General features: G+C 64.1%; 20 protein-coding genes and 1 pseudogene. 13 read left to right on the forward strand and 8 right to left on the reverse strand.

Annotation, left to right across the window (positions count from 1 at the left end; all coding sequences use genetic code 11):
• Window positions 1-30: 30 nt before the first annotated feature.
• Window positions 31-246: a hypothetical protein gene (locus A9D60_RS14410; RefSeq protein ID WP_039180491.1), complete on the reverse strand. Its 216-nt coding sequence runs from the start codon at window positions 244-246 to the stop codon at window positions 31-33.
• A gap of 357 nt (window positions 247-603) precedes the next feature.
• Here A9D60_RS14410 and A9D60_RS14415 point away from each other — a divergent pair.
• Window positions 604-1,223, forward strand: a pseudogene (locus A9D60_RS14415) (lytic transglycosylase domain-containing protein).
• A gap of 452 nt (window positions 1,224-1,675) precedes the next feature.
• Here A9D60_RS14415 and A9D60_RS14420 read toward each other — a convergent pair.
• From A9D60_RS14420 to A9D60_RS14430, 3 genes are all read right to left on the reverse strand, one after another.
• Window positions 1,676-2,305, reverse strand: a complete 630-nt coding sequence (locus A9D60_RS14420; RefSeq protein WP_019298341.1) for a CoA transferase subunit B — start codon at window positions 2,303-2,305, stop codon at window positions 1,676-1,678.
• Window positions 2,305-3,030 (reverse strand): CoA transferase subunit A, encoded by a 726-nt coding sequence (locus A9D60_RS14425; RefSeq protein ID WP_019298342.1) that lies wholly within the window; start codon window positions 3,028-3,030, stop codon window positions 2,305-2,307. Before A9D60_RS14425 ends, A9D60_RS14420 begins: the two co-directional genes overlap by 1 nt.
• 135 nt (window positions 3,031-3,165) lie before the next feature.
• Window positions 3,166-3,591, reverse strand: coding sequence for a VOC family protein (locus A9D60_RS14430; protein ID WP_065268238.1), 426 nt, complete (start codon window positions 3,589-3,591; stop codon window positions 3,166-3,168).
• A 113-nt stretch (window positions 3,592-3,704) separates the two neighbouring features.
• Between A9D60_RS14430 and A9D60_RS14435 the strand changes: the two genes are divergently transcribed.
• Window positions 3,705-4,244 (forward strand): TetR/AcrR family transcriptional regulator, encoded by a 540-nt coding sequence (locus tag A9D60_RS14435; RefSeq protein ID WP_083194209.1) that lies wholly within the window; start codon window positions 3,705-3,707, stop codon window positions 4,242-4,244.
• Here the strand turns inward: A9D60_RS14435 and topA are convergent.
• From topA to tldD, 3 genes are all read right to left on the reverse strand, one after another.
• Window positions 4,241-6,883 (reverse strand): type I DNA topoisomerase, encoded by a 2,643-nt coding sequence (gene topA / locus A9D60_RS14440; protein ID WP_065268240.1) that lies wholly within the window; start codon window positions 6,881-6,883, stop codon window positions 4,241-4,243. The genes A9D60_RS14435 and topA overlap by 4 nt on opposite strands.
• A 179-nt stretch (window positions 6,884-7,062) precedes the next feature.
• Window positions 7,063-8,244, reverse strand: coding sequence for a DNA-processing protein DprA (dprA, locus tag A9D60_RS14445; RefSeq protein WP_065268261.1), 1,182 nt, complete (start codon window positions 8,242-8,244; stop codon window positions 7,063-7,065).
• A 231-nt stretch (window positions 8,245-8,475) separates the two neighbouring features.
• On the reverse strand, window positions 8,476-9,897 hold the full coding sequence (gene tldD, locus A9D60_RS14450) for a metalloprotease TldD (protein WP_065268241.1): 1,422 nt from the start codon (window positions 9,895-9,897) through the stop codon (window positions 8,476-8,478).
• Window positions 9,898-10,092: 195 nt separating this feature from the next.
• Here tldD and coxB point away from each other — a divergent pair, with 195 nt between their 5' ends.
• The 11 genes from coxB to A9D60_RS14505 all read left to right on the forward strand — a co-directional run bounded on the left by coxB (window position 10,093) and on the right by A9D60_RS14505 (window position 20,129).
• Window positions 10,093-10,938, forward strand: coding sequence for a cytochrome c oxidase subunit II (gene coxB / locus A9D60_RS14455; RefSeq protein WP_065268242.1), 846 nt, complete (start codon window positions 10,093-10,095; stop codon window positions 10,936-10,938).
• 97 nt (window positions 10,939-11,035) lie between these two features.
• The gene (gene cyoE / locus A9D60_RS14460) at window positions 11,036-11,977 is read left to right on the forward strand and encodes a heme o synthase (protein ID WP_065268243.1); all 942 of its coding nucleotides are present in this window, start codon (window positions 11,036-11,038) and stop codon (window positions 11,975-11,977) included.
• 1 nt (window position 11,978) lies between these two features.
• Window positions 11,979-12,143: a cytochrome C oxidase assembly protein gene (locus A9D60_RS14465; RefSeq protein WP_065268244.1), complete on the forward strand. Its 165-nt coding sequence runs from the start codon at window positions 11,979-11,981 to the stop codon at window positions 12,141-12,143.
• Window positions 12,143-12,730 carry a cytochrome c oxidase assembly protein gene (locus tag A9D60_RS14470; protein ID WP_065268245.1) on the forward strand — a complete coding sequence of 196 codons (588 nt, stop codon included), beginning with the start codon at window positions 12,143-12,145 and terminating at the stop codon, window positions 12,728-12,730. The genes A9D60_RS14465 and A9D60_RS14470 overlap by 1 nt, the downstream gene beginning before the upstream one ends.
• Window positions 12,731-12,753: 23 nt before the next feature.
• Window positions 12,754-13,563: a cytochrome c oxidase subunit 3 gene (locus A9D60_RS14475; RefSeq protein ID WP_065268246.1), complete on the forward strand. Its 810-nt coding sequence runs from the start codon at window positions 12,754-12,756 to the stop codon at window positions 13,561-13,563.
• 102 nt (window positions 13,564-13,665) lie between these two features.
• The gene (locus A9D60_RS14480; protein ID WP_065268247.1) at window positions 13,666-14,328 is read left to right on the forward strand and encodes an SURF1 family protein; all 663 of its coding nucleotides are present in this window, start codon (window positions 13,666-13,668) and stop codon (window positions 14,326-14,328) included.
• A 20-nt stretch (window positions 14,329-14,348) separates the two neighbouring features.
• Window positions 14,349-15,737 (forward strand): threonine synthase, encoded by a 1,389-nt coding sequence (gene thrC / locus A9D60_RS14485; protein ID WP_065268248.1) that lies wholly within the window; start codon window positions 14,349-14,351, stop codon window positions 15,735-15,737.
• Complete coding sequence (locus tag A9D60_RS14490; protein ID WP_065268249.1) at window positions 15,734-16,996, forward strand: M16 family metallopeptidase; 1,263 nt, start codon at window positions 15,734-15,736, stop codon at window positions 16,994-16,996. Before thrC ends, A9D60_RS14490 begins: the two co-directional genes overlap by 4 nt.
• The gene (locus A9D60_RS14495) at window positions 16,996-17,586 is read left to right on the forward strand and encodes a GNAT family N-acetyltransferase (protein ID WP_065268250.1); all 591 of its coding nucleotides are present in this window, start codon (window positions 16,996-16,998) and stop codon (window positions 17,584-17,586) included. The genes A9D60_RS14490 and A9D60_RS14495 overlap by 1 nt, the downstream gene beginning before the upstream one ends.
• Window positions 17,587-17,844: 258 nt before the next feature.
• Window positions 17,845-18,669, forward strand: a complete 825-nt coding sequence (locus A9D60_RS14500) for an MBL fold metallo-hydrolase (RefSeq protein WP_065268251.1) — start codon at window positions 17,845-17,847, stop codon at window positions 18,667-18,669.
• 41 nt (window positions 18,670-18,710) lie between these two features.
• A complete protein-coding gene (locus A9D60_RS14505) occupies window positions 18,711-20,129 on the forward strand; it encodes an FAD-binding oxidoreductase (protein ID WP_065268252.1) in 1,419 nt (472 codons plus the stop codon).
• Between the two features lie 211 nt (window positions 20,130-20,340).
• Here the strand turns inward: A9D60_RS14505 and A9D60_RS14510 are convergent, their stop codons facing one another.
• Window positions 20,341-20,880, reverse strand: coding sequence for an adenine phosphoribosyltransferase (locus A9D60_RS14510; protein ID WP_019298359.1), 540 nt, complete (start codon window positions 20,878-20,880; stop codon window positions 20,341-20,343).
• Between the last annotated feature and the right edge of the window lie 112 nt (window positions 20,881-20,992).

Here is a 20,992-nt window from a genome sequence, read left to right on the forward strand (position 1 = left end):
GCTTAAGAAATTGCCGTTTGCGGCCACTGCTTACGGAGTGGTGGTGCCGGTGTCGAAGGTGGTCGGCACTTCGCCGTCAACCGCGGTCAGGAAGTCGCCGGTCGAGCCTGCGATGGTTTCGATGCCGCCACCGATCGAGGAGTAGGCAACGCCGGCCAGGGCTGCAACAGCTGCGGTCAGAACGACCCAGTCAACAGTCACGGCGCCGTCTTCGTCTTTGCGGAAGTTTTTGATGAACTTGATCATAGTTTGGTCCCTCCAAAGGATCTCAGAATTTGGTCCATCCCGCCGTCGCTCTGGAACCTGCTCTCTCACCAGCTTTGGTTCCTGTCCGGCTTGGATGAGTACATATAGCCAGTGCAGCGTGGCAGGATTTGGGCTGAAAGCCGCAAAACGCTGCCCAATTTTAACTTTTCAACAAGATCTCATGTAACCTGCTGTTTTTGCGGGGTTAAAAAATCATTACCAGCGGGACTCCCGTGGTATTTTCGCGCCAGTCAGGGGCAAATATGGCGATTACGCCAGATTCCCGGGCGGAAAAGCTGGTATTCGCCCGCCGGTTTTCCGAGTCTCGGGCGATAAAAACCAACGGCAGGCAGAGCAATGTCCGTGCGAAACGCAATATTGTCGGCGGCCCTGTGCGTCTTGCCCCTGGCGGCAGCGGGGCAGGAGGCGCCCAAACCCTTTCCCGCGTTCGAAGCTAAGCGGGTCAAGCCGCCCGCACCGGGAACCGGCAAGCGCATCACCGTGCAGATCGAGCCCGCGCCAGAGCCGGAGGCGGACATCGCAAGCCCGGCAGCCCCTGCCGCCGGAGCGCCGGCACCCAGGTGTCGCCGGCCCTGGTCCTTGCGGTGATTGCAGTCGAAAGCGCAGGTAAACCCGATGCGGTCAGCTCTGCCGGGGCGCAAGGGCTGATGCAGCTGATGCCCGACACTGCCGCGCGGTTCGGGGTCAGCGATGCGCTGGAGGCCAAGCAGAACATTTCCGGCGGCGTCCGCTATCTGGACTGGCTGATGAAGGAGTTCGAGGGCGACCCGATGCTGGTCCTTGCGGGCTATAACGCGGGCGAGGGCGCGGTGCGGAGCCACAAGGGCGTGCCGCCCTATGCCGAGACGCGCGACTACGTGCCCAAAGTTCTGGCCGCCTATCGGGTTGCGCGCGGATTGTGCACGACCCCGCAGATGTTCCTGTCCGACGGCTGCGTGTTCCGGATGCAGAACTGACACCGCGCTGCGCCCGGCGGCGCTGCGCGCTTTGTTCCGGGCGGGATGGCGTTCTTTCGCAGGGTGTTGCACCCCCACCGTACGGTGCCTTCACGCAATCCTCACCCCGATCTGCCATACTCCCAAAAGATCGCGATCCCCCGCCATGGTTTCCGCGCGCGGGGCCATGATACGAGGCGCAGGCATCTGTGAGGCTGCCTGCGTAACACCCGGAGACCGGCCCTGATAAAAAGGGGGTCGTCCAGGATATCCTGTCCGAGCAGGCCCCCCGTGGGGTCTGTCCAACTCCACCCGGCGGCGCCGCCCCCTTAACTGGGACACAGCGCGAAACGGCACGAACCGAACAACAAAGACCTGCAAAACAAAAAACCGCCCGGGCAGATGCGCCCCGGCGGCTTGAAGGCCTGCGGCTGAGGCAGGCGTTTGGCTATATCCGCGGCAGCAGCGCCGCGTCAGTCCACGATGGTGGCTTCGGTGGCTGCGCGCAGCTCGTCTTCGCTGACGCCCTCAGCGCATTCCACGATCTTCAGCCCGCCCTCGACAACGTCCAGAACGCCGAGGTTGGTGATGATCCTGTCGACCACGCCCCGGCCTGTCAGCGGCAGGGTGCATTCCTTCAGCACCTTGCTGTCACCATGCTTGTTGGCGTGGTCCATCACCACCACCACACGGCCGACACCGGCCACCAGGTCCATGGCGCCGCCCATGCCCTTGACCAGCTTGCCAGGGATCATCCAGTTCGCCAGGTCGCCGTTCTCGGCCACTTCCATCGCGCCCAGGATCGCCATCGCGATCTTGCCGCCGCGGATCATCGCAAACGACTGCGCCGAGTCGAAATAGGCAGTCTGGGGCAGCTCGGTGATGGTCTGCTTGCCGGCGTTGATCAGGTCGGCGTCCTCTTCGCCCTCATAGGGGAAGGGGCCCATGCCCAGCATGCCGTTCTCCGACTGCAGGGTCACTTCCACTCCCTCGGGGATGTAGTTGGAGACCAGCGTCGGAATGCCGATGCCGAGGTTCACATACCAGCCGTCCTGCAGCTCCTGCGCGGCGCGAGCCGCCATCTGATTGCGGTCCCAAGGCATTATGCTTGCTCCTTCTTCTGACGGACGGTGCGCTGTTCGATGCGTTTCTCGTGGTCGCCCTTGATGATGCGGTGCACGTAGATGCCGGGCAGGTGGATCGAGTCGGGATCCAGCGAGCCGGTGGGCACGATCTCCTCGACCTCAACCACGCAGACCTTGCCGCAGGTGGCAGCCGGCGCGTTGAAGTTGCGGGCGGTCTTGCGGAACACCAGGTTGCCGGTCTCATCCGCTTTCCAGGCCTTGACGATGGCGAGGTCGGCAAAGATGCCTTCCTCCATGATGTAGTCTTCCATCGCGCCGTCGGGGCCGGTGGGGAACTGCTTCTCCATCTTGCCCTCAGCAATCACGGTGCCGACGCCGGTCTTGGTGAAGAAGCCGGGGATGCCCGCGCCGCCGGCGCGCATGCGCTCCGCCAGGGTGCCTTGCGGGTTGAACTCCAGCTCCAGCTCGCCGCTCAGGTACTGGCGCATGAATTCTGCGTTCTCGCCCACGTAGGAGGAGATCATCTTCTTCACCTGCCGGGTCTGCAGCAGGATGCCGATGCCGAAATCATCAACGCCCGCGTTGTTGGAGGCAAAGGTCAGGTCCTTGGTGCCCGCGTCCTTGATCGCCTGCAACAGCAGCTCGGGAATGCCGCAGAGGCCAAAGCCGCCCGCGGCGATGAACATGCCGTCGTGAAGCAGCCCGTCGAGCGCTTCAGCGGCGCTGGAATATACCTTTTTCATGGAGATCTCCCATTATGCCGGTTGCAGGGAGTTCTGGCGCTGAGCCGGTGCAGAGTCAATGAATACGGAGAGGGCTGCGTATTTCTACGGAGCGCAAGGCGGCCCGCCTAGCCGGCGGACCGTCAAGGCCGGAGGTCATACAGGCAGGGCGTCTTCGGCGTATTGCGCCGCGAAGGCTGTGCTGGGCGGGATCGGGGTGATCACGTCGATCAGCACGCCGTTCGGGTCTGCCGTGATGAAATGGCGCTGTCCGAAGTCTTCGTCAATGAGCGGCTTCAGCACCGGCAGGCCGGCGCCTGTCAGCCGGGTGTATTCGGCTGCGGCATCCTCCACCTCGAAGTTCAGGATGACACCGGCACTGCTGCCGCGCCCGGCCTCTGGGATCGTGGGGTGCGTGCCATCCAGGATGGCCAGGTTCACGGCCGGGTCGGTGCTCGACTGCAGATGCACGTACCAGTCTGCCTCGAAGGCCGGGCGGAAGCCGAAATGGGTTTGGTAAAACGCGGCGGTGCCTGCGACATCGTTTGTTTGCAGCACCGGATAGTATTGAGTGACTTTCATCTTGCACCTCATTTGAAAAACATACAGGCTGTATGTATGAAGAAATAAACATACAGGCTGCATGTATGCAAGAGAGAAATACCCCTGTCCCAAACACGGCGCGCCGGGCCGCCATGCGTGAGCGGCTGATCGCTGCCGCCCGCAATCTGTTTTCGGAAAAGGGCTACGCCGAGACATCAACGCCGGAAATCGTCAAGGCCGCGGAGGTGACACGCGGCGCGCTTTACCACCACTTCGATGGCAAGGAGGCATTGTTCCGCGCTGTTGCCGAGGCTGAGGCGCAAGCGGTCACCAAGGCAATCGAGGCCGCGGCCAAGGCGCCGGGCGGGGAGGGGCTGGAGGCGGGCAGCCGGGCCTTCTTTGCCGCAATGGCGGAGCCGGGCCGCGCCCGCATATTGCTGGTGGACGGGCCTGCCGTGCTCGGAGCCGCTGCGATGGACGAAATCGACGCCGGCGGCGGGCGCAGTGCGCTGCGCGCGGGGCTGGCGTCTGCCGGCACGGGCCTGAAAGAAGGTGAGCTTGATGCGCTGGCGGCGGTGATGTCAGCGGCCTTCGACAGGGCGGCGCTTGCCATTGCCGAAGGTGCCGAGACGGCACCGTATGAGGCGGCGATGGCGGCATTGATGCGCGCCGCCATCGGACCGGGGACTTAGGTCGAGGCTTTCTTGGCGGCAGGCTTTTTCTTGGCGGCGGGCTTCTTCGCTGCCGCCTTCTTCTTGCCGCCCTTGGAGGACTTCTCGGCAATCAGCTGCACTGCCATCTCCATGGTGACGTCCTTGGGTTCCACGTCCTTGGGCAGGGTGGCGTTCACCTTCTCCCATTTGACATACGGCCCGTAACGCCCGTCCATGATGTTGACGGCACCGCCGCTTTCCGGGTGTTCGCCCAGCTCCTTCAGCGGCTTTGCGGCAGCCCGGCTGCCGCGGCGGCCCGGGTTGGCGCGTTTCTCGGCCAGCATCTCCACCGCGCGGTTCATGCCGATCTCAAAGACGTCCAGCGTCTCCTTGAGGTTCACGTAAACCGGCTTTTCCTCATCCGGCAGCTGGTGCGCGATGTACGGCCCGAAGCGGCCCAAGTTGGACTGGATCGCACCGCCGTCCGGGTGCTGGCCGATTTCGCGCGGCAGGGTCAGCAGGGTCAGTGCCTGCTCCAGGGTGATCTCGTTCGGGCCCCAGCCGGGCAGGAAATCCTTGCCCTGTTTGGGCAGCGAGGAGCGCGGCGGCTTCTTGTTCTCGGGCGTCGCCTCTCCGCGCTGAACATAGGGCCCGAAACGGCCGGATTTCAGGTGGATCTCGTCGCCGTCGTCCTCGCCCAGGATACGCTCATAGCCCTCTGCACCTTCACCGGAAATCGGCCGGGTGTAGTTGCATTCGGGGTAGTTGCCGCAGCCGACAAATCCGCCGGTGCGCGAGGTCTTGAGGTGCAGCTGGCCTGCACCGCATTTGGGGCAGGTGCGCGGGTCGGTGCCATCTTCGCGCGGCGGATAGAGCTGCGGTGCAAGCGCGTCGTCCAGGACATCCAGCACCTCGGTGATGCGCAGGTCGGAGGTTTCTGAGATGGCTGCGGAGAAATCGCGCCAGAATTTGCCCAGCAAATCCTTGTAGTTGCGGTCGCCGGCGCTCACGTCATCCAGTTCTTCTTCCAGATCGGCGGTGAATTCATAGCCCACGTATTTGCGGAAGAAGTTCAGCAGGAAGATGGTGACGATCCGGCCCTTGTCCTCCGGGAACAGGCGGTTCTTTTCCTTGCGGACGTATTCGCGGTCCTGGATCGTGGTGATCACGGAGGCATAGGTGGATGGGCGGCCGATGCCCAGCTCTTCCATCCGCTTGACCAGTGTCGCCTCGGTATAGCGCGGCGGCGGCTGGGTGTGGTGCTGCAGCGCCAGCACAGCACCGTCTTCGGACAGAACCGATGCGTCCTTGCCGGCCTTTTCGGCCTGCGCTGCCAGCGAGGAGGCAAACTTCAGCGCCTCGCCCTGCATGATCTGCGGCAGGCGCTTGTCGTCCTCATCCGCCACATCGTCGCGGCCTTCCTCGTAAACCCGCATGAAGCCGTCGAACAGCACCACCTGTCCGGTGGCACGCAGCACGACCTGCTGGTCGCTGGAGCCGATGTCGACGGTGGTGCGCTCCAGCCGGGCGCCTTCCATCTGGCAGGACAGGGTCCGTTTCCAGATCAGGTCATAAAGCTTGCGCTGATCGTCGTCGCTGACCTTCAGGCTGGCGGCGTCGCGGCTCATGTCAGTGGGGCGGATACACTCGTGCGCTTCCTGCGCGTTCTTCGCCTTGTTCTTGTAGATCCGCGGGGAGGACGGCACGTATTCGGCGCCATAACGCTTTTCGATCTCGGCGCGGGCTTCCTGCACCGCCTCCGGCGCCATGTCGATGCCGTCAGTCCGCATATAGGTGATGAGGCCGGCCTCATACAGGCGCTGGGCCGCGTTCATGGTCTGGCGGGCGCCCATGCCGAACTTGCGGCTGGCTTCCTGCTGCAGGGTGGAGGTCATGAAGGGGGCAGAGGGGTTGCGGGCCGCGGGCTTGGCTTCGACCGACAGCACCGACAGCTTGCGCGAGGCCACGGCCTGCACCGCCAGTTCGGCAGAGGTCGAGTTCTTGAGGCTGTATTTGTCGAGCTTGTCGCCGCCCATGACGGTCAGGCGCGCCTCGAACTCCTGGCCGCGGGGGGTGGCCAGCTGGGCACGCACCGACCAGTACTCCTGCGCGTTGAAGGCTTCAATTTCCATCTCGCGCTCAACGATCAGGCGCAGGCAGACGGATTGCACACGGCCCGCCGAGCGGGCGCCCGGCAGCTTGCGCCACAGCACCGGCGACAGGTTGAAGCCCACCAGGTAGTCCAGCGCGCGGCGGGCCAGATAGGCCTCCACCAGCGGCATGTCGACCTGCCGCGGGTTCTGCATCGCCTCGGTCACCGCTTCCTTGGTGATCGCGTTGAAGGTCACCCGGCTGACGGCGGTGTCCTTCTTGATTGAACGCCGCTTGGTCAGCGCCTCCTGCAGATGCCAGCTGATCGCTTCTCCCTCGCGGTCGGGGTCGGTGGCGAGAATCAGCGCATTGTCGTCTTTCAGCGCGTCGGCGATGGCCTTCACATGCTTGCGGGAATCGTTGGCGACCTCCCAGGTCATGCCGAAATCATTGTCGGTGTCGACCGATCCGTCCTTGGGCGGCAGGTCGCGCACATGCCCGTAGGACGCCAGAACCGTATAGTCGGGGCCAAGGTATTTATTGATTGTTTTTGCTTTGGCCGGGGATTCGACAACTACTACTGGCATAAATTCTGATACCTTTTCGGACGGCTTTGGCGGGTTCTATGGCGGGGCAGGATGTGGGGCGCAAGGGGAGAATGTCAATCCGGGCTCAATGGACGCGGCGCAATTGCTGCCTTTGCGGGCCTGTTGCGGCGGGTTCCGGCGGGGGGTGATGCTGGCGTCAGCGGCACCGTCAGGAGGGATCAATCCTTGTCCTCAGGGTAGGCGCGGGACAGCAGGCCGCCGGGATCGCGGCAGATCGCGCCCTCCAGCTCCAGGTCGGTCAAAGCCGGTCCGAGGTCCTGAGGCGGCAGGGACAGGTCGCGGATCAGCTGCATCTCGGAAGTGGGCGAGGGGCCGAGGCTGCCGAGGATCTGCTGGTGCAGGGCATGGGTCTCAGCCAGGCTGCGCTGTTGCGGGGGCTGAGGCGGCAGGGCGGCCAGCGCCTGCTGCAGGTCCTGCGGGGCGGCGGCCTGCGCGGCGGGCATCTCCTGCGGCGGCAGGGCCTCCAGAATGTCGCTCGCGTCACGCACCAGCGTGGCACCGTCGCGGATCAGCCGGTTGCAGCCGGAGCTGCGCGCGTCAAACGGGTGGCCGGGCACCGCCAGCACCTCGCGGCCATAGTCCAGCGCATCCCGTGCGGTGATCAGGCTGCCGGATTTGGCGGCGGCCTCCACCACCACCAGCGCCCGCGACAGGGCGGCAATGATCCGGTTGCGCTTGGGGAAATCGCGGGCCTGCGGCGTAAGGCCCATGGGCTGTTCCGACAGCCGCAGCCCGGTTTCGCTGATCCGGGCCGCCAGATCAGCGTTTTCCGCCGGATAGATCACGTCAGCGCCGCCTGCCAGCACCGCGATGGTGCCGGTATTCAAGGCCGCCTGATGGGCCGCGGTATCGATGCCGCGAGCCATGCCGGACACCACTATATATCCGGCGTCGCCCAGGGAGTGGGCCAGCGACCGGGCCATCCGCACCCCCAGGGAGGAGGCATTGCGCGCACCGACCATGGAGATCATCGGACGGTTCAGGACCGACAGGTCGCCAATGGCCCACAGCAGGGGCGGGGCATCTTTCAGGCCCTTGAGAAGGGCGGGATATTCGGGGTCTGAAAAGCACAAAAGCCGCGCTTTGGCGGCTTTTGCGGTCTTGAGTTCTTTGTCCACCGCCTTGGCAGGGCATGTTTCATACCCGTTGATGCCTGCGGAGCGTGCCACTTCGGGCAGCGCATCCAGCGCGTTCTGCGCCGAACCATATTCTGCGAGCAGCCGGTGAAAGGTCACCGGGCCGACCCGTTTGGAGCGCAAAAGGCGAAGCCATGAATACCGGTTATCTTCCGTGGTGGGTGGGAGTGGGGGGTGAGTGGAAGAAAGTGTTTCTTCGGTCATCCGCAGCTCCGCCTGTTTGCAGGACAAGAATTAACCTTGAGGGGGTTAACAGGTGGTGAACACCTGGCAATTTTTTGGTAATGCCCTGAAAATTTTTGCTAAGTTGCGAAAACTGCTTAAGAAATCCAAGTTCAATCAGGGGTTGCGCGTTGCCGGTTGCCGCATTTGGGCCCGGCTGGCTGTGCAGCCGGGCCCCGGATTTTGCGGCAAGCATATGGTTTCGCCGGGAATTTACGCAGCAGACCCGCCAACTGTCAGCCCGCCCATCAGCACTGACGGCTGGCCGACGCCGACCGGCACCCATTGCCCGGCCTTGCCGCAGTTGCCCATGCCGGGGTCCAGCGCCATGTCGTTGCCGAGGCCGCGAATCTGTTTGAGCGCGGTGGCGCCGTCGCCGATCAGGGTAGCGCCCTTAACCGGTTCACCGACCTTGCCGTCCTTCACGCGGTAGGCCTCGGTGCAGGAGAACACGAACTTGCCGTTGGTGATATCGACCTGGCCGCCGCCGAAGCCCACCGCCCAGATGCCGTCCTTGATTCCCGCCACTAGGTCGCCGGGATCAGCCTCGCCGCCCAGCATGTAGGTGTTGGTCATCCGCGGCATCGGCGCATGGGCATAGCTTTGCCGCCGCCCGTTGCCGGTGGGGGAGACCCCCATCAGCCGCGCGTTCTGGCGGTCCTGCATGAAGCCGACCAGCACGCCGTCCTCGATCAGCGTGGTTTTCTGGCTCGGGGTGCCCTCGTCGTCCACGGTGATGGAGCCGCGCCGGTCGGGGATGGTGCCGTCATCCAGCACGGTGACACCCTTGGCGGCGATCTGCTGGCCCATCAGCCCGGCAAAGGCCGAAGACCCCTTGCGGTTGAAATCGCCCTCCAGCCCGTGGCCGATTGCCTCGTGCAGCAGGATGCCGGGCCAGCCGGGGCCAAGCACCACATCCATCTCGCCGGCCGGGGCGGGGACCGCATCCAGGTTAACAAGCGCGATGCGCAGCGCCTCCTGCACCTGGGCCTGCCAGTGCGCGGGATCGACCAGTCCATCAAGGCCCAGACGCCCGCCGCCGCCGGCGGAGCCGCTTTCGCGGCGGCCGTCTTTCTCGACGATCACGGAGACGTTCAGGCGGGCCATCGGGCGTGTGTCGCGCACCCGCACCCCGTCGGCGCGCAGGATCTCCACCTCTTGCAGCGAGGCGGCAAGCGAGGCAGACACCTGCACCACGCGTTTGTCGAGGTTGCGGGCATAGTCGTCGATCTCGCGCAGCGTTTCCACCTTGACCGGGAAGGGCATGGCGCTGATCGGATCGGCGTCGGTGTAAAGCTTCTTGTTGGTGGCCTGCGGTGCGTCCGCATAGGTGCCGCCGCCGCCGCCAACCGCCAGCTTGGCGGTTTCCGCCGCCCGCCGCAGCGAGGCGATGGAGACATCGGTGGAATGGGCATATCCCGCCACATCGCCGTTCACGGCCCGCAGGCCGAAGCCTTCGGAGGCATCATAGCTGGCGCTGCGCAGCCGTCCGTCATCAAAGGACAGCGCCTCTGACTTGCGGCGTTCGGCAAAGATCTCGCCGTCCTCGGCACCGTTCAGGGCATCACGCAGGGTGGCCAGGGCCTCATCCTCCGGAAGCGCGGTTTCGAAGGGTCGGAAGGATGGGTTTTCCATGGCACGGTCCTCAGATTTTTTGATCTAAATCAAGAAAGCGACGGTTTGACGCTTGGCTGCCTCTTTATCTGTACGCCCGAATATGGTTTTAAGCTGCATCAAAGACAACGGGGCAGGTGCGTTTTGCGGAATCATTGATTCCCGTGCATTTCGTGCTGCCGCAGGAACAATACGATCAACCGATCAGGACAGAACATGAAAAACGCTTTGATGCTTTCGGGCCTTTTCGCCGGCCTTTCGAGCCTTCCAGCAATGGCGCAAGAAGGCCTGGAAACCATTGGTAAGCCGGTGGACGGCGGCCTGAACTTCCAGCCGGCGGCGACCTCGCTGATGGAAGGGATCCACAAGCTGGACTGGATGATCCTGGTGATCATCACCGCGATCTGCATCTTTGTGGCCGGTCTGCTGCTGTGGGCGATCCTGCGGTTCAACAAGCGTGCCAACCCGACCCCGGCCAAGTTCAGCCATTATACTCCGATTGAGATCGCCTGGACCGTGATCCCGATCCTGGTGCTGGTGTTCATCGGTTCCTTCTCGCTGCCGCAGCTGTTTGCCCAGCAGGAAATCCCCGAGGGCGACATCAACATCAAGGTGACCGGCTACCAGTGGTACTGGGGCTATGAGTATGAAGACCACGAGTTCGGCTTTGAGAGCTTCCTGCTGCCGAAAGACCAGCTGGCCGCCAAGGGCTATGCCGAGGATGAATATCTGCTGGCCACCGACACCGCAGTTGTGGTGCCGTCGGGCAAGACCATTGTGATGAACGTGACCGGCGCAGACGTGATCCACTCCTGGACTATCCCGGCCTTCGGCGTGAAGCAGGACGCGGTTCCCGGCCGTCTTGCACAGCTTTGGTTCAAGGTCGAAGAGGGCAAGGAAGGCATCTACTTCGGCCAGTGCTCCGAGCTGTGCGGCAAGGACCACGCCTATATGCCGATCACCGTCAAAGTGGTGACCCAGGCAGAATATGACGCCTGGCTGGAAGGCGCCAAGGAAGAATACGCGGGCATCCCGCAGGCCTATCAGGTCGCTTCCAACTGATAACCTGGCCGCAGGGGCCCCGAGGGGGCGCCGTGCGGCACAGTGACAAGACCTGGGTGCGCAAGCTTGCGCACCCGTTGCCGCCAAAGGACCCAAGATGAGCGACGCAAGCATCAACGCAAGCCGGGCATATGAGGACGAGGCCAGCTTCGGCGATTATTTCGCCCTGCTGAAGCCCCGTGTCATGTCGCTGGTGGTGTTCACCGCTCTGGTCGGGCTGCTGGCGGCCCCGGTTTCCGTGCATCCCGTTGTCGGCTTCTGCGCCATCCTGTTCATTGCCATCGGCGGCGGTGCCTCCGGCGCGCTGAACATGTGGTGGGACGCGGATATCGACAAGGTGATGAAGCGCACCAAGTCGCGCCCGATCCCGGCCGGCAAGGTTGAGGCCGGCGAGGCGCTGGCGTTCGGCCTGGCGCTGTCGGGCCTGTCGGTGATCATGCTGGCGCTGGCCGCCAATGTCTTTGCCGGCGCGTTCCTGGCTTTCACCATCTTTTTCTACGTGGTGGTCTACACCATGTGGCTCAAGCGGGCGACGCCGCAGAACATCGTCATCGGCGGTGCCGCAGGGGCCTTCCCGCCGGTCATCGGCTGGATTGCTGCCACCGGCACCATGTCGGTTGAGCCCTGGCTGATGTTCCTGCTGACCTTCATGTGGACGCCACCGCATTTCTGGGCGCTGGCGCTGTTCATGCGCTCTGACTATGACGACGCGGGCGTGCCGATGCTGACCGTCACCCACGGCCGCCGCTCCACCCGTATCCATATCCTGGCCTATACTGTTCTGCTGGCCGTGCTGGCTGTTGACACTGCGTTCTCCGGCATTGGCGGCCCGCTGTATCTGGCCGTGGCCCTGGTGCTGAACGCGCTGTTCCTGCATGGCGCCTGGAAGATCACCCGCCGCGACGAGGATGATTCCGAGGCCGACAATTTCAAGGTGGAGCGCAGCTTCTTCAAGCTGTCGCTGCTGTACCTTTTCCTGCATTTCGGCGCCATTCTGGCTGAGGCCCTGCTGAAGCCCTATGGCTTGGGAGGCTGGTAAGATGGCTCTGCGCAAGGAACATGAGATCCACAAGCGCCGCTCCGGCCTGAACAAGGGCGTCGGCATTCTGCTGGCGGCCTTTGTGGTGCTGATCATGGCGCTGACCATGGTCAAGGTGACCTCGGCCAGCTTTAAGTTCCCCGATGCACAGGGGAAGCAGAACTGATGGCGCTGCAGGGCCCCAAGAAGACGGTTGTTCAGCTGGTCGGCGTTGTTGTCCTGATGGGCGGGCTGTCCTGGGCGTCGGTGCCGTTTTATGACTGGTTCTGCCGTGTCACCGGCTTTGGTGGCGTGACACAGGTTGCCGATGCGGGATCGGATACGATTCTGGAGCAGACCATCAAGGTCCGCTTTGACGGCTCCAAGGAACGCGGCATGCCGTGGGAGTTCAAGCCGGTGCAGCGCGAGATGGAGATCCGCCTGGGTGAAACCGGTTTGGCCTTTTACGAGGCCTACAACCCGACCGACCGCCCTGTGGCAGGGCAGGCGTCCTACAACGTGGCGCCTTATCAGGCCGGCGGGTTCTTTGAGAAAATCGACTGCTTCTGCTTTACCGAGCAGGTGCTTCAGCCGGGGGAGCGGGTTCAGATGCCCGTGACCTTCTTTGTTGACCCGGAGATCATTGATGACCGGGACGCAAAATACGTGCATACGATCACGCTGTCGTACACGTTCCATGAAATCGATCTGCCCGAGGGCGTTGCCGCTCTCGACACCGGGGATAACACCGGGGCAGGCACAACCACGAACTAGGCCGCTAGGTGAGGGACACTTAAATGGCGCACGCTAAAAATCACGATTACCACATTCTGCCGCCGTCGATCTGGCCGCTGGCAAGTGCCGTTGGCGCATTCATCATGCTGGTTGGCGCAGTCTTCTGGATGAAGGGCATCACCGCCTGGGCCTTCTGGATCGGCTTTGTTGCCGTGCTCTACTCGGCCTATGCCTGGTGGGCGGAAGTTGTTGCCGAAAGCAAGCAGGGCGACCACACCCCGGTTGTCCGCATCGGCCTGCGTTACGGCTTCATCCTGTTTGTGATGTCCGAGGTGATGTTCTTCTTCGCCTGGTTCTGGTCGTTCTTCAAACACGCCATCTACCCGATGGAGACCTATATCGGCACCGAGTACGTCAAGCCGGAGATCCTGCCGGTCGACCCGTTCCACCTGCCGCTGATCAACACCCTGATCCTGCTGCTGTCCGGCTGCGCCGTGACCTGGGCGCACCACGCGCTGGTGCACAACAACGACCGCAAGGCGCTGGTGCAGGGCCTGGCCATCGGTATCGCCTTCGGCATCGCCTTCACCGCGCTGCAGGGCTATGAGTACGCCCACCTGCTGCACGAAGGCTGGCAGTTCGGCGGCGACGAGTTCTACTCCAACTTCTTCATGGCAACCGGCTTCCACGGCTTCCACGTTGTGATCGGCACCATCTTCCTGACCGTCTGCCTGATCCGCGCGATGAAGGGCGATTTCACCCCCGAGCAGCACGTCGGCTTTGAGGCAGCTGCCTGGTACTGGCACTTTGTGGACGTTGTCTGGCTGTTCCTGTTCGTGGCCGTCTACATCTGGGGCACCGCTGGTTTGTAATGGTTACATGTTTGCGGTTCCAAAAACCGCAGGCAGACCTTAATGAGCAAGGCGCGCAGGGGACACCTTGCGCGCCTTGTCTTTTGAAGCGGAGCGGCCCGGATGCGGCGTGTCATCTTCCTGTTGATCATCGGAGGCGCGGGCCTGGCGATTCTGATCGGCCTTGGCACCTGGCAACTGCAGCGCAAGGCCTGGAAGGAAGACCTGCTTCAGACGATTGAGGTCAGCATCGCGGCTGCACCGGCGGCTTTGCCGCAGGCCCCGGTGAAGGAACAAGACCGCTACCGGGCCGTTACCGTCGAAGGTGAAATCGAAGGCAATGCGCTGCATGTGTTCTGGGTCACCAAAGACGCCGAAACGGGGTACCGGGTCATTGCCCCTTTCGTGACCACCGATGGCCGGCGTGTCCTGTTGGACCGGGGCTTCATCCCTGCCGCTGAAAAGACCACATCTCTCAGCAGCGGGCAGGCAGCGGTCACCGGCAATCTTCTCTGGCCGGATGAGGGCGACTGGACGACCCCCGCGCCGGAAGTGGACACCAATATCCTCTATTCCCGGGACGTGGCTTATATGGCAGAGCGCCTGAACACCGAACCCGTTTTGATTGTCGCCCGCAGCGCAGCGCCTGAGGCCGCGGTCACACCGCAGGCCGTGACAACTGCGGGCATCCCGAACAACCACTTGCAATATGCGATCACCTGGTTTTCGCTGGCCTTTATCTGGGCCGCGATGACCGTCTACTTCCTGCGGCGCAGCCGCCCCTGAACCCGAAAGAGCTGAAGGCGATGAAATATATCTCGACCCGGGGCCAAGCGCCCGAGCTGACCTTTGAAGATGCGATGCTGACCGGCCTCGCGCGTGACGGCGGCCTGTATGTGCCGGCAGAAATCCCGCAGATGTCCCACGATGATATCGCGGCGCTGGCAGGGCTGTCCTATGAGGAAACCGCCTTCCGCGTCATGCGTCCCTTCCTTGGCGACTGCTTCACCGACGAGGAATTCCGCGGCATCATCGCTCGCGCCTACGAGGGGTTCGGCCACGCCGCCCGCGCGCCGCTGAAGCAGCTGGCGCCGAACCATTTCCTGCTGGAGCTGTTCCACGGCCCCACGCTGGCGTTCAAGGATTTTGCGATGCAGCTGATCGGCCAGCTGTTCCAGGCAGCACTGGAGCGCCGCGGCGACCGGGTGACCATTGCAGGCGCCACTTCCGGCGACACCGGCTCTGCCGCCATGGAAGCCTTCCGCGGCCTCAGCAATGTGGATGTGTTCATCCTCTACCCGCATGGCCGCGTGTCTGAGGTGCAGCGCCGCCAGATGACCACGCCGCAGGATGCCAATGTGCACGCGCTGGCCGTGGATGGCGACTTTGACGACTGCCAGGCGCGTGTGAAGGACATGTTCAATGACTTCGATTTCCGCGATGGCGTGAAGCTGGCGGGCGTCAATTCGATCAACATCGCGCGGGTGCTGGCGCAGGTGGTTTATTACTTCTCTTCCGCCGTGTCGCTGGGTGCGCCGCAGCGCAAGGTGAGCTTCACCGTGCCGACCGGCAACTTCGGCGATATCTTTGCGGGCTTCATTGCCAAGCAGATGGGCCTGCCGATCGACCAGTTGGTGGTTGCTACCAACCAGAACGATATCCTGCACCGCTGCCTGTCGGGGCAGGGGTACTACAAGGGCGACACCCAGCCCTCGATCTCGCCGTCGATGGACATTCAGGTGTCCTCGAACTTCGAACGCGCGCTGTTCTATGCCTACGGCCAGGACAGCAAGGCAGTGGCGCAGCTGATGGATGAGCTGAAGAACGGCGGCTTTGACGTCTCCCAAGGCGCGATGCAGGCGCTGGCGGAGAATTACACCTCCGGCCGCACCTCCGAGGAGGAAACCCTGGCGACCATCAAGTCCGAGCTGGCGTCTTCGGGCGAGCTGATCTGCCCGCACGGGGCGGTTGCCGTGAAAGTGGCGAACGAGCACCGCAAGGGTGATGTGCCGATGATCACGCTGGCCACCGCGCACCCGGCGAAATTCCCGGCTGCCGTGGAAGAAGCCAGCGGCATTCATCCGCCTCTTCCCCCCCGCATGGCAGACCTGTATGAGAGATCGGAACGGGTGACCCGGATCTCCAACGATCTGGCTGCCCTTGAGGATCACATCAGAAAGAACATCGCGAATTGACAGTTCAGCAGCACACACTCGCCAACGGGTTCCGCATCGTCTCCGAGCATATGCCGGGTCTGGAATCCGCGGCGGTTGGGATCTGGGTGAGCGCCGGCGGCCGCCACGAGCGGCTGGAGCAGAACGGCATTGCCCATTTCCTTGAGCATATGGCCTTTAAGGGCACCAAGCGGCGCTCGGCCCTGCAGATCGCAGAGGAGATCGAGGATGTGGGCGGCTATATCAACGCCTATACCTCGCGCGAGGTGACGGCCTATTACGCCCGTGTGCTGAAAGATGACGTGCCGCTGGCGGTGGACGTGATCGGGGATATCCTGCTCAATCCGGTGTTCGATTCACGTGAAATCGAGGTTGAGCGCGGGGTGATCCTGCAGGAGATCGGCCAGTCGCTGGACACGCCGGACGACGTGATCTTTGACTGGCTGCAGGAGGAAAGCTACCGCGGGCAGCCGCTGGGGCGGACCATTCTAGGGCCTGCAGAGAGGGTGCGCAGCTTCAGCCGCGAGGATCTGCAGGGCTTTGTCGGCGAACACTACGGCCCCGGCCAGATGATCCTGGCAGCAGCGGGCGGCGTCGATCACGATGCGCTGGTCAAGCTGGCGGAGCAGCTGTTCGGCCATATGGAGGCCAAGCCGGAGTTCACTGCCGAAGGCGCGCAGTTCACCGGCGGCGAGGCGCGGCAGGTGAAGGATCTGGAGCAGGCGCATTTCGCGCTGGCCTTTGAGGGCCCCGGCTACCGCGACCAGTCGATGTACACCGCGCAGATTTATGCCAGCGCCCTGGGCGGCGGCATGTCCTCGCGCTTGTTCCAGGAGGTGCGAGAGAAGCGCGGCCTCTGCTACACCATTTTCTCGCAGGCGGGATCTTATGCCGATACCGGCTCAATGACCGTCTATGCGGGCACATCGGGCGAGCAGCTGGCGGAGCTTGCAGGCATCACCATCGACGAGATGAAGCGCGCAGCGGACGACATGAGCGACGCCGAGGTGGAGCGCGCCCGCGCCCAGATGAAGGCCGGGATGCTGATGGGGCTGGAAAGCCCCTCGAACCGGGCGGAGCGGCTGGCGCGGCTGGTGCAGATCTGGGACAAGGTGCCGTCGCTGGAACGCACGGTAGAACGCATCAATGCGGTCACCACCAAAGACGTGCGCGAACTGGCGGAGACCATGGCGGTGACGGCGCCTGCGGCGCTGGCTTTGTACGGCCCGGTCGCAGATGCCCCGGCGCTGGAGCGGCTGCAGGAGAGGCGCGCCGCCTGATGCTGCTCAACCGCCGCAAGGTCCGTATCGAAACCGAGCGCCTGACCCTCAGGCCGCCGGTGCATGCGGATTTTCACGGCTGGGCGGCATTGAGGCTGCAGAGCCAGCCTTATCTGACCCCGTGGGAGCCAAGCTGGGCGGCGGATCACCTCAGCCGCAAGAGTTTTACCAACCGGGTCTACTGGGCGCGGCGGTCGGTTTCCGGCGGTACCGCGCTGCCGCTGTTCCTGATCCGGCGCGACGATCAGGTTCTGGTGGGGGCGATCACGCTCGACAATATCCGCCGCGGCCCGGCGCAGGCGGGCACGCTGGGGTATTGGACCGGGCTGCCGTTTGCGCGCCAGGGCTACATGCGCGAGGCGATCGGCGCGGTGGTGCATCATGCCTTCACCAAGCTGGACCTGAGCCGGATCGAGGCGGCCTGCCTGCCGGAAAACCAGGCGTCGCGCGGATTGCTGGAGAAATCCGGTTTCAAATACGAGGGCGTCGCCCAGTCTTACCTGCAGATCAATGGCCGCTGGCGCACCCATGTGCTCTATGCCTCCCTGCGCCACGACCGCCGCGGCAAGACGCTGGCGGGTCAGGCCTAAGCCAAATATTCTATCAGCGAAGTGCTCCCGCCCGTCGCTGGCGCATCAGAAGATGCGCCGCTCCCGTTGGGCCGGGCGCCGCCCTTGCGGTGCGGCGCGGCGCGTGCGGCAAGCGGTGCTGCGCCCTGCATCAGCGGGGCGCCACGCCCAACTGCGGTGCGGAATTTTCAATTCCGCTGGCGCAGGCGGGAGGGCCCGCGGTGCGAATTTTCTTCGGTAAGGGCTGACAACGTCGGTTTGCGCCCTAGAACCTGCCTCATGCGCGCGTTTGCCTCTTTCCTGTGTTTCATTCTGTGTTCCGCTGCCCTCCAGGCGCAGGAGCGGCGGCAGAGCCATTGCATTGCCCTGGCGGAGGCAGCGCCCGGCCTGGAGTACCTGCATCGGGCCAGCTGGCAGGACCCGGTGGCAAAGGACAGCGTGCTGATCCGCTACATCGCCCATGCGTCCTTTCTGCTGCGCACCGAGGGCGGGCTGAATGTGGTCACCGATTTCACCGGCTTCACCGGCGCTGCCCCGCTGATCCCGGATGTGGTCACCATGAACCACGCCCATGAGACCCATTGGACCGCCTATCCCGACCCCGCGATCCCGCATGTGCTGGAGGGCTGGGGGCCGTTCGGGGCAGGCATCGACCATCACCTCGACCTGGGTGAGATGCTGATCCGCAATGTGCCGACAGACATCCGCAACATGTTCGGCGGGGTGGAGGCGCGCGGCAATTCGATCTTTGTCTTTGAAGCAGCGGGGCTGTGCATCGGCCACCTCGGGCACCTGCATCATGTGCCGACACCGGAGCAATACGCCGCGCTGGGGAGGCTCGATGTGGTGATGGCGGCGGTGGATGGCGGCATCACCCTGCCGCTGGATCAGATGCTGGAGGTGCTGGGGCGGCTGCGGTCCTCGGTGATCATCCCGATGCACTGGTTCAGCGACTATTCGCTGCAGAGTTTCCTGTCCCGGATCGGCCCGGAGTTTGATGTGGTGGATGAGGGCAACAGCGAACTGTCGGTGTCCCTGCGCAGCCTGCCCGGCCGCCCGACCATCCATGTGCTGCGGCCCAAGTACCTGCTGGACGACGAGTGAGCCGCCTTGCCAGCCGCGGGGCCTTGCGGCATGGATAGGGCATGACGCTGAACCCTGCTGATCCCGCCTTTGCTGCCCGCCTTTCCCCCTTGTTGCCTGAGGGCGTTTTGCGGGACGCCGAACCGCGCTACCTGGAAGAGCCGCGCGGCCGCTATCAGGGTCAGGCGGGGCTGCTGGCGTTGCCGCGCAGTGTGGAGGAAGTGTCCACCTTGGTCCGCGAAGCCAATGTGGCGCGGGTGCCGGTGGTGCCTTATGGCGGCGGCACTGGCCTGGTCGGCGGCCAGGTGATGCCGGAAGGACCGGCGCCGCTGGTGATCTCACTGGAGCGGATGGCAGCGATCCGGGCGGTTCACGCCCGGGAGAACGTGCTGATTGTCGAAGCGGGCGCCATTCTGGCGGATGTGCAGGCTGCGGCGCGGGAGGCCGGTCGGCTGTTCCCGCTGTCGCTGGCGGCGGAAGGCTCGGCCCGGATCGGCGGCAACCTCTCGACCAATGCCGGCGGCGTCAATGTGCTGCGATACGGCAATGCCCGCGACCTCTGCCTGGGGCTGGAGGCGGTGCTGCCTTCAGGCGAGATCTGGAACGGCCTGTCGCGCCTCAGGAAAGACAACACCGGCTATGACCTTCGGAACTTGCTGATCGGGGCCGAGGGCACGCTGGGGGTGATCACCGCTGCGGCGCTGAAACTGTCGCCCATTCCAGCGTCGCAGGGCACTGCCGTTTTCACCGTGAAGGACCCGCAGGCCGCCATTGACCTGCTGGCCCTGGCCCGTGATCACGCAGGCGAGGGCGTGAGCGCCTTTGAGCTGGTTCACCGGCAGGGGCTGGAATTCCTGGCGGAGACGCTGCCGCAGGTTCGCCAGCCCTTTGCGGAAGCGCCGGAGTGGTGCGTGCTGATTGAGCTGGGCCTGCCGCGCGGGCTGGAGGCGGAGGACACTTTGGCCGCGCTGTTTGAAGCCGCCGAGGCGGCGGGGCTGGCCCGCGACGGGGTGATCGCTCAATCGGACAGCCAGCGGCAAGCGTTGTGGGCCGTGCGGGAGCATATTCCGCTGGCCAACAAGGTCATTGGTTCGGTGTCCAGCCATGACATTTCGGTGCCGATTTCGGAGATCCCCGCCTTCATCGAACAGGGCAGGGAGGCGGTTGCCCGGCTTGGCGATTTCCGCATCAATTGCTTTGGCCACTTGGGCGACGGCAACCTGCACTACAACGTGTTCCCGGCCAAGGGCCGCAAGCGGGAAGACTATGACCCTCTTCGCGGTGCCGTCAAAGAAGCGGTGCATGATCTGGTCCACGCCTTCGGCGGCTCCTTCAGCGCCGAGCACGGGGTCGGGCGGATGAAAACAGGCGATCTGGAACGCTATGGCGACCCGGCCAGGCTGGCGGCGATGCGGGCGATCAAGCAGGCGCTGGACCCGAATGGCATCATGAACCCGGGCGCGGTGCTGCGCGCGGAGTGAAGCGTTTCATAAGGGGGGCGCTCCCGCAGCCGCGGCTGCCCGGCTGTGCCGGACGCCTGGCGGCTTTGGGCCCGGCGCCGCGCATCCGCGCGGCGCGCCCCTTCCGGCCCAGGGGGTCTGAAGGGGCCATGCCCAACGGGAACAGCCTTTCCCGGAAAGGCGCCTGACCGGCGGGAGCGCTGCGGCCATGTACAGGCGTCAGCGGGGGTGTTCAGAGGCCTTCAAACTCGCAGAGCACATGCACGTCCATGCCCATGTCCTCCAGCAGCTTGCGCCCGCCCAGTTCGGGCAGATCTACGATAAAGGCGCAGGAGACGATCTCGCCGCCCAGCCGCTCGATCAGCTTGATGCCCGCGCCCGCGGTGCCGCCGGTGGCAAGGAGGTCATCGACCACCAGGATCTTCTCGCCCGGCTGGATGGCGTCGTCGTGGATCTCCACGATCGCCTCGCCGTATTCCAGCTTGTAGTCTTGGCTGATCGTCGTGCCGGGCAGCTTGCCCTTCTTGCGGATCGGCACAAAGCCGGTGCCGAGCTGGTGGGCAATGGCACCGCCGAGGATGAAGCCGCGCGCCTCAAGCCCGACCACCTTGTCGATCTGCTCCCCGGCGTAGGGGTGCAGCATCTGGTCGATTGCCATGCGGAAGCCGCGCGGGTCGGCAAACAGCGTGGTCACATCGCGGAACATGATCCCTTCGTGCGGGAAGTCGACGATGGTGCGGATGTAGTCCTTGACGGCGGGTTTCTTGGGCATCGGCGCGGCTCCCCTAGGGCAATATCGGTGTTGCGGCCCGGCAGAGGGCCGGGCCAGCAGCGGTTTGGACGATCCAGGGCCCTGTTGCAAGGGAAAGCAGGCGGCGGCCGGC

The organism is Leisingera sp. JC1, assembly GCF_001679925.1.
In the GTDB taxonomy this organism is placed as follows: domain Bacteria; phylum Pseudomonadota; class Alphaproteobacteria; order Rhodobacterales; family Rhodobacteraceae; genus Leisingera.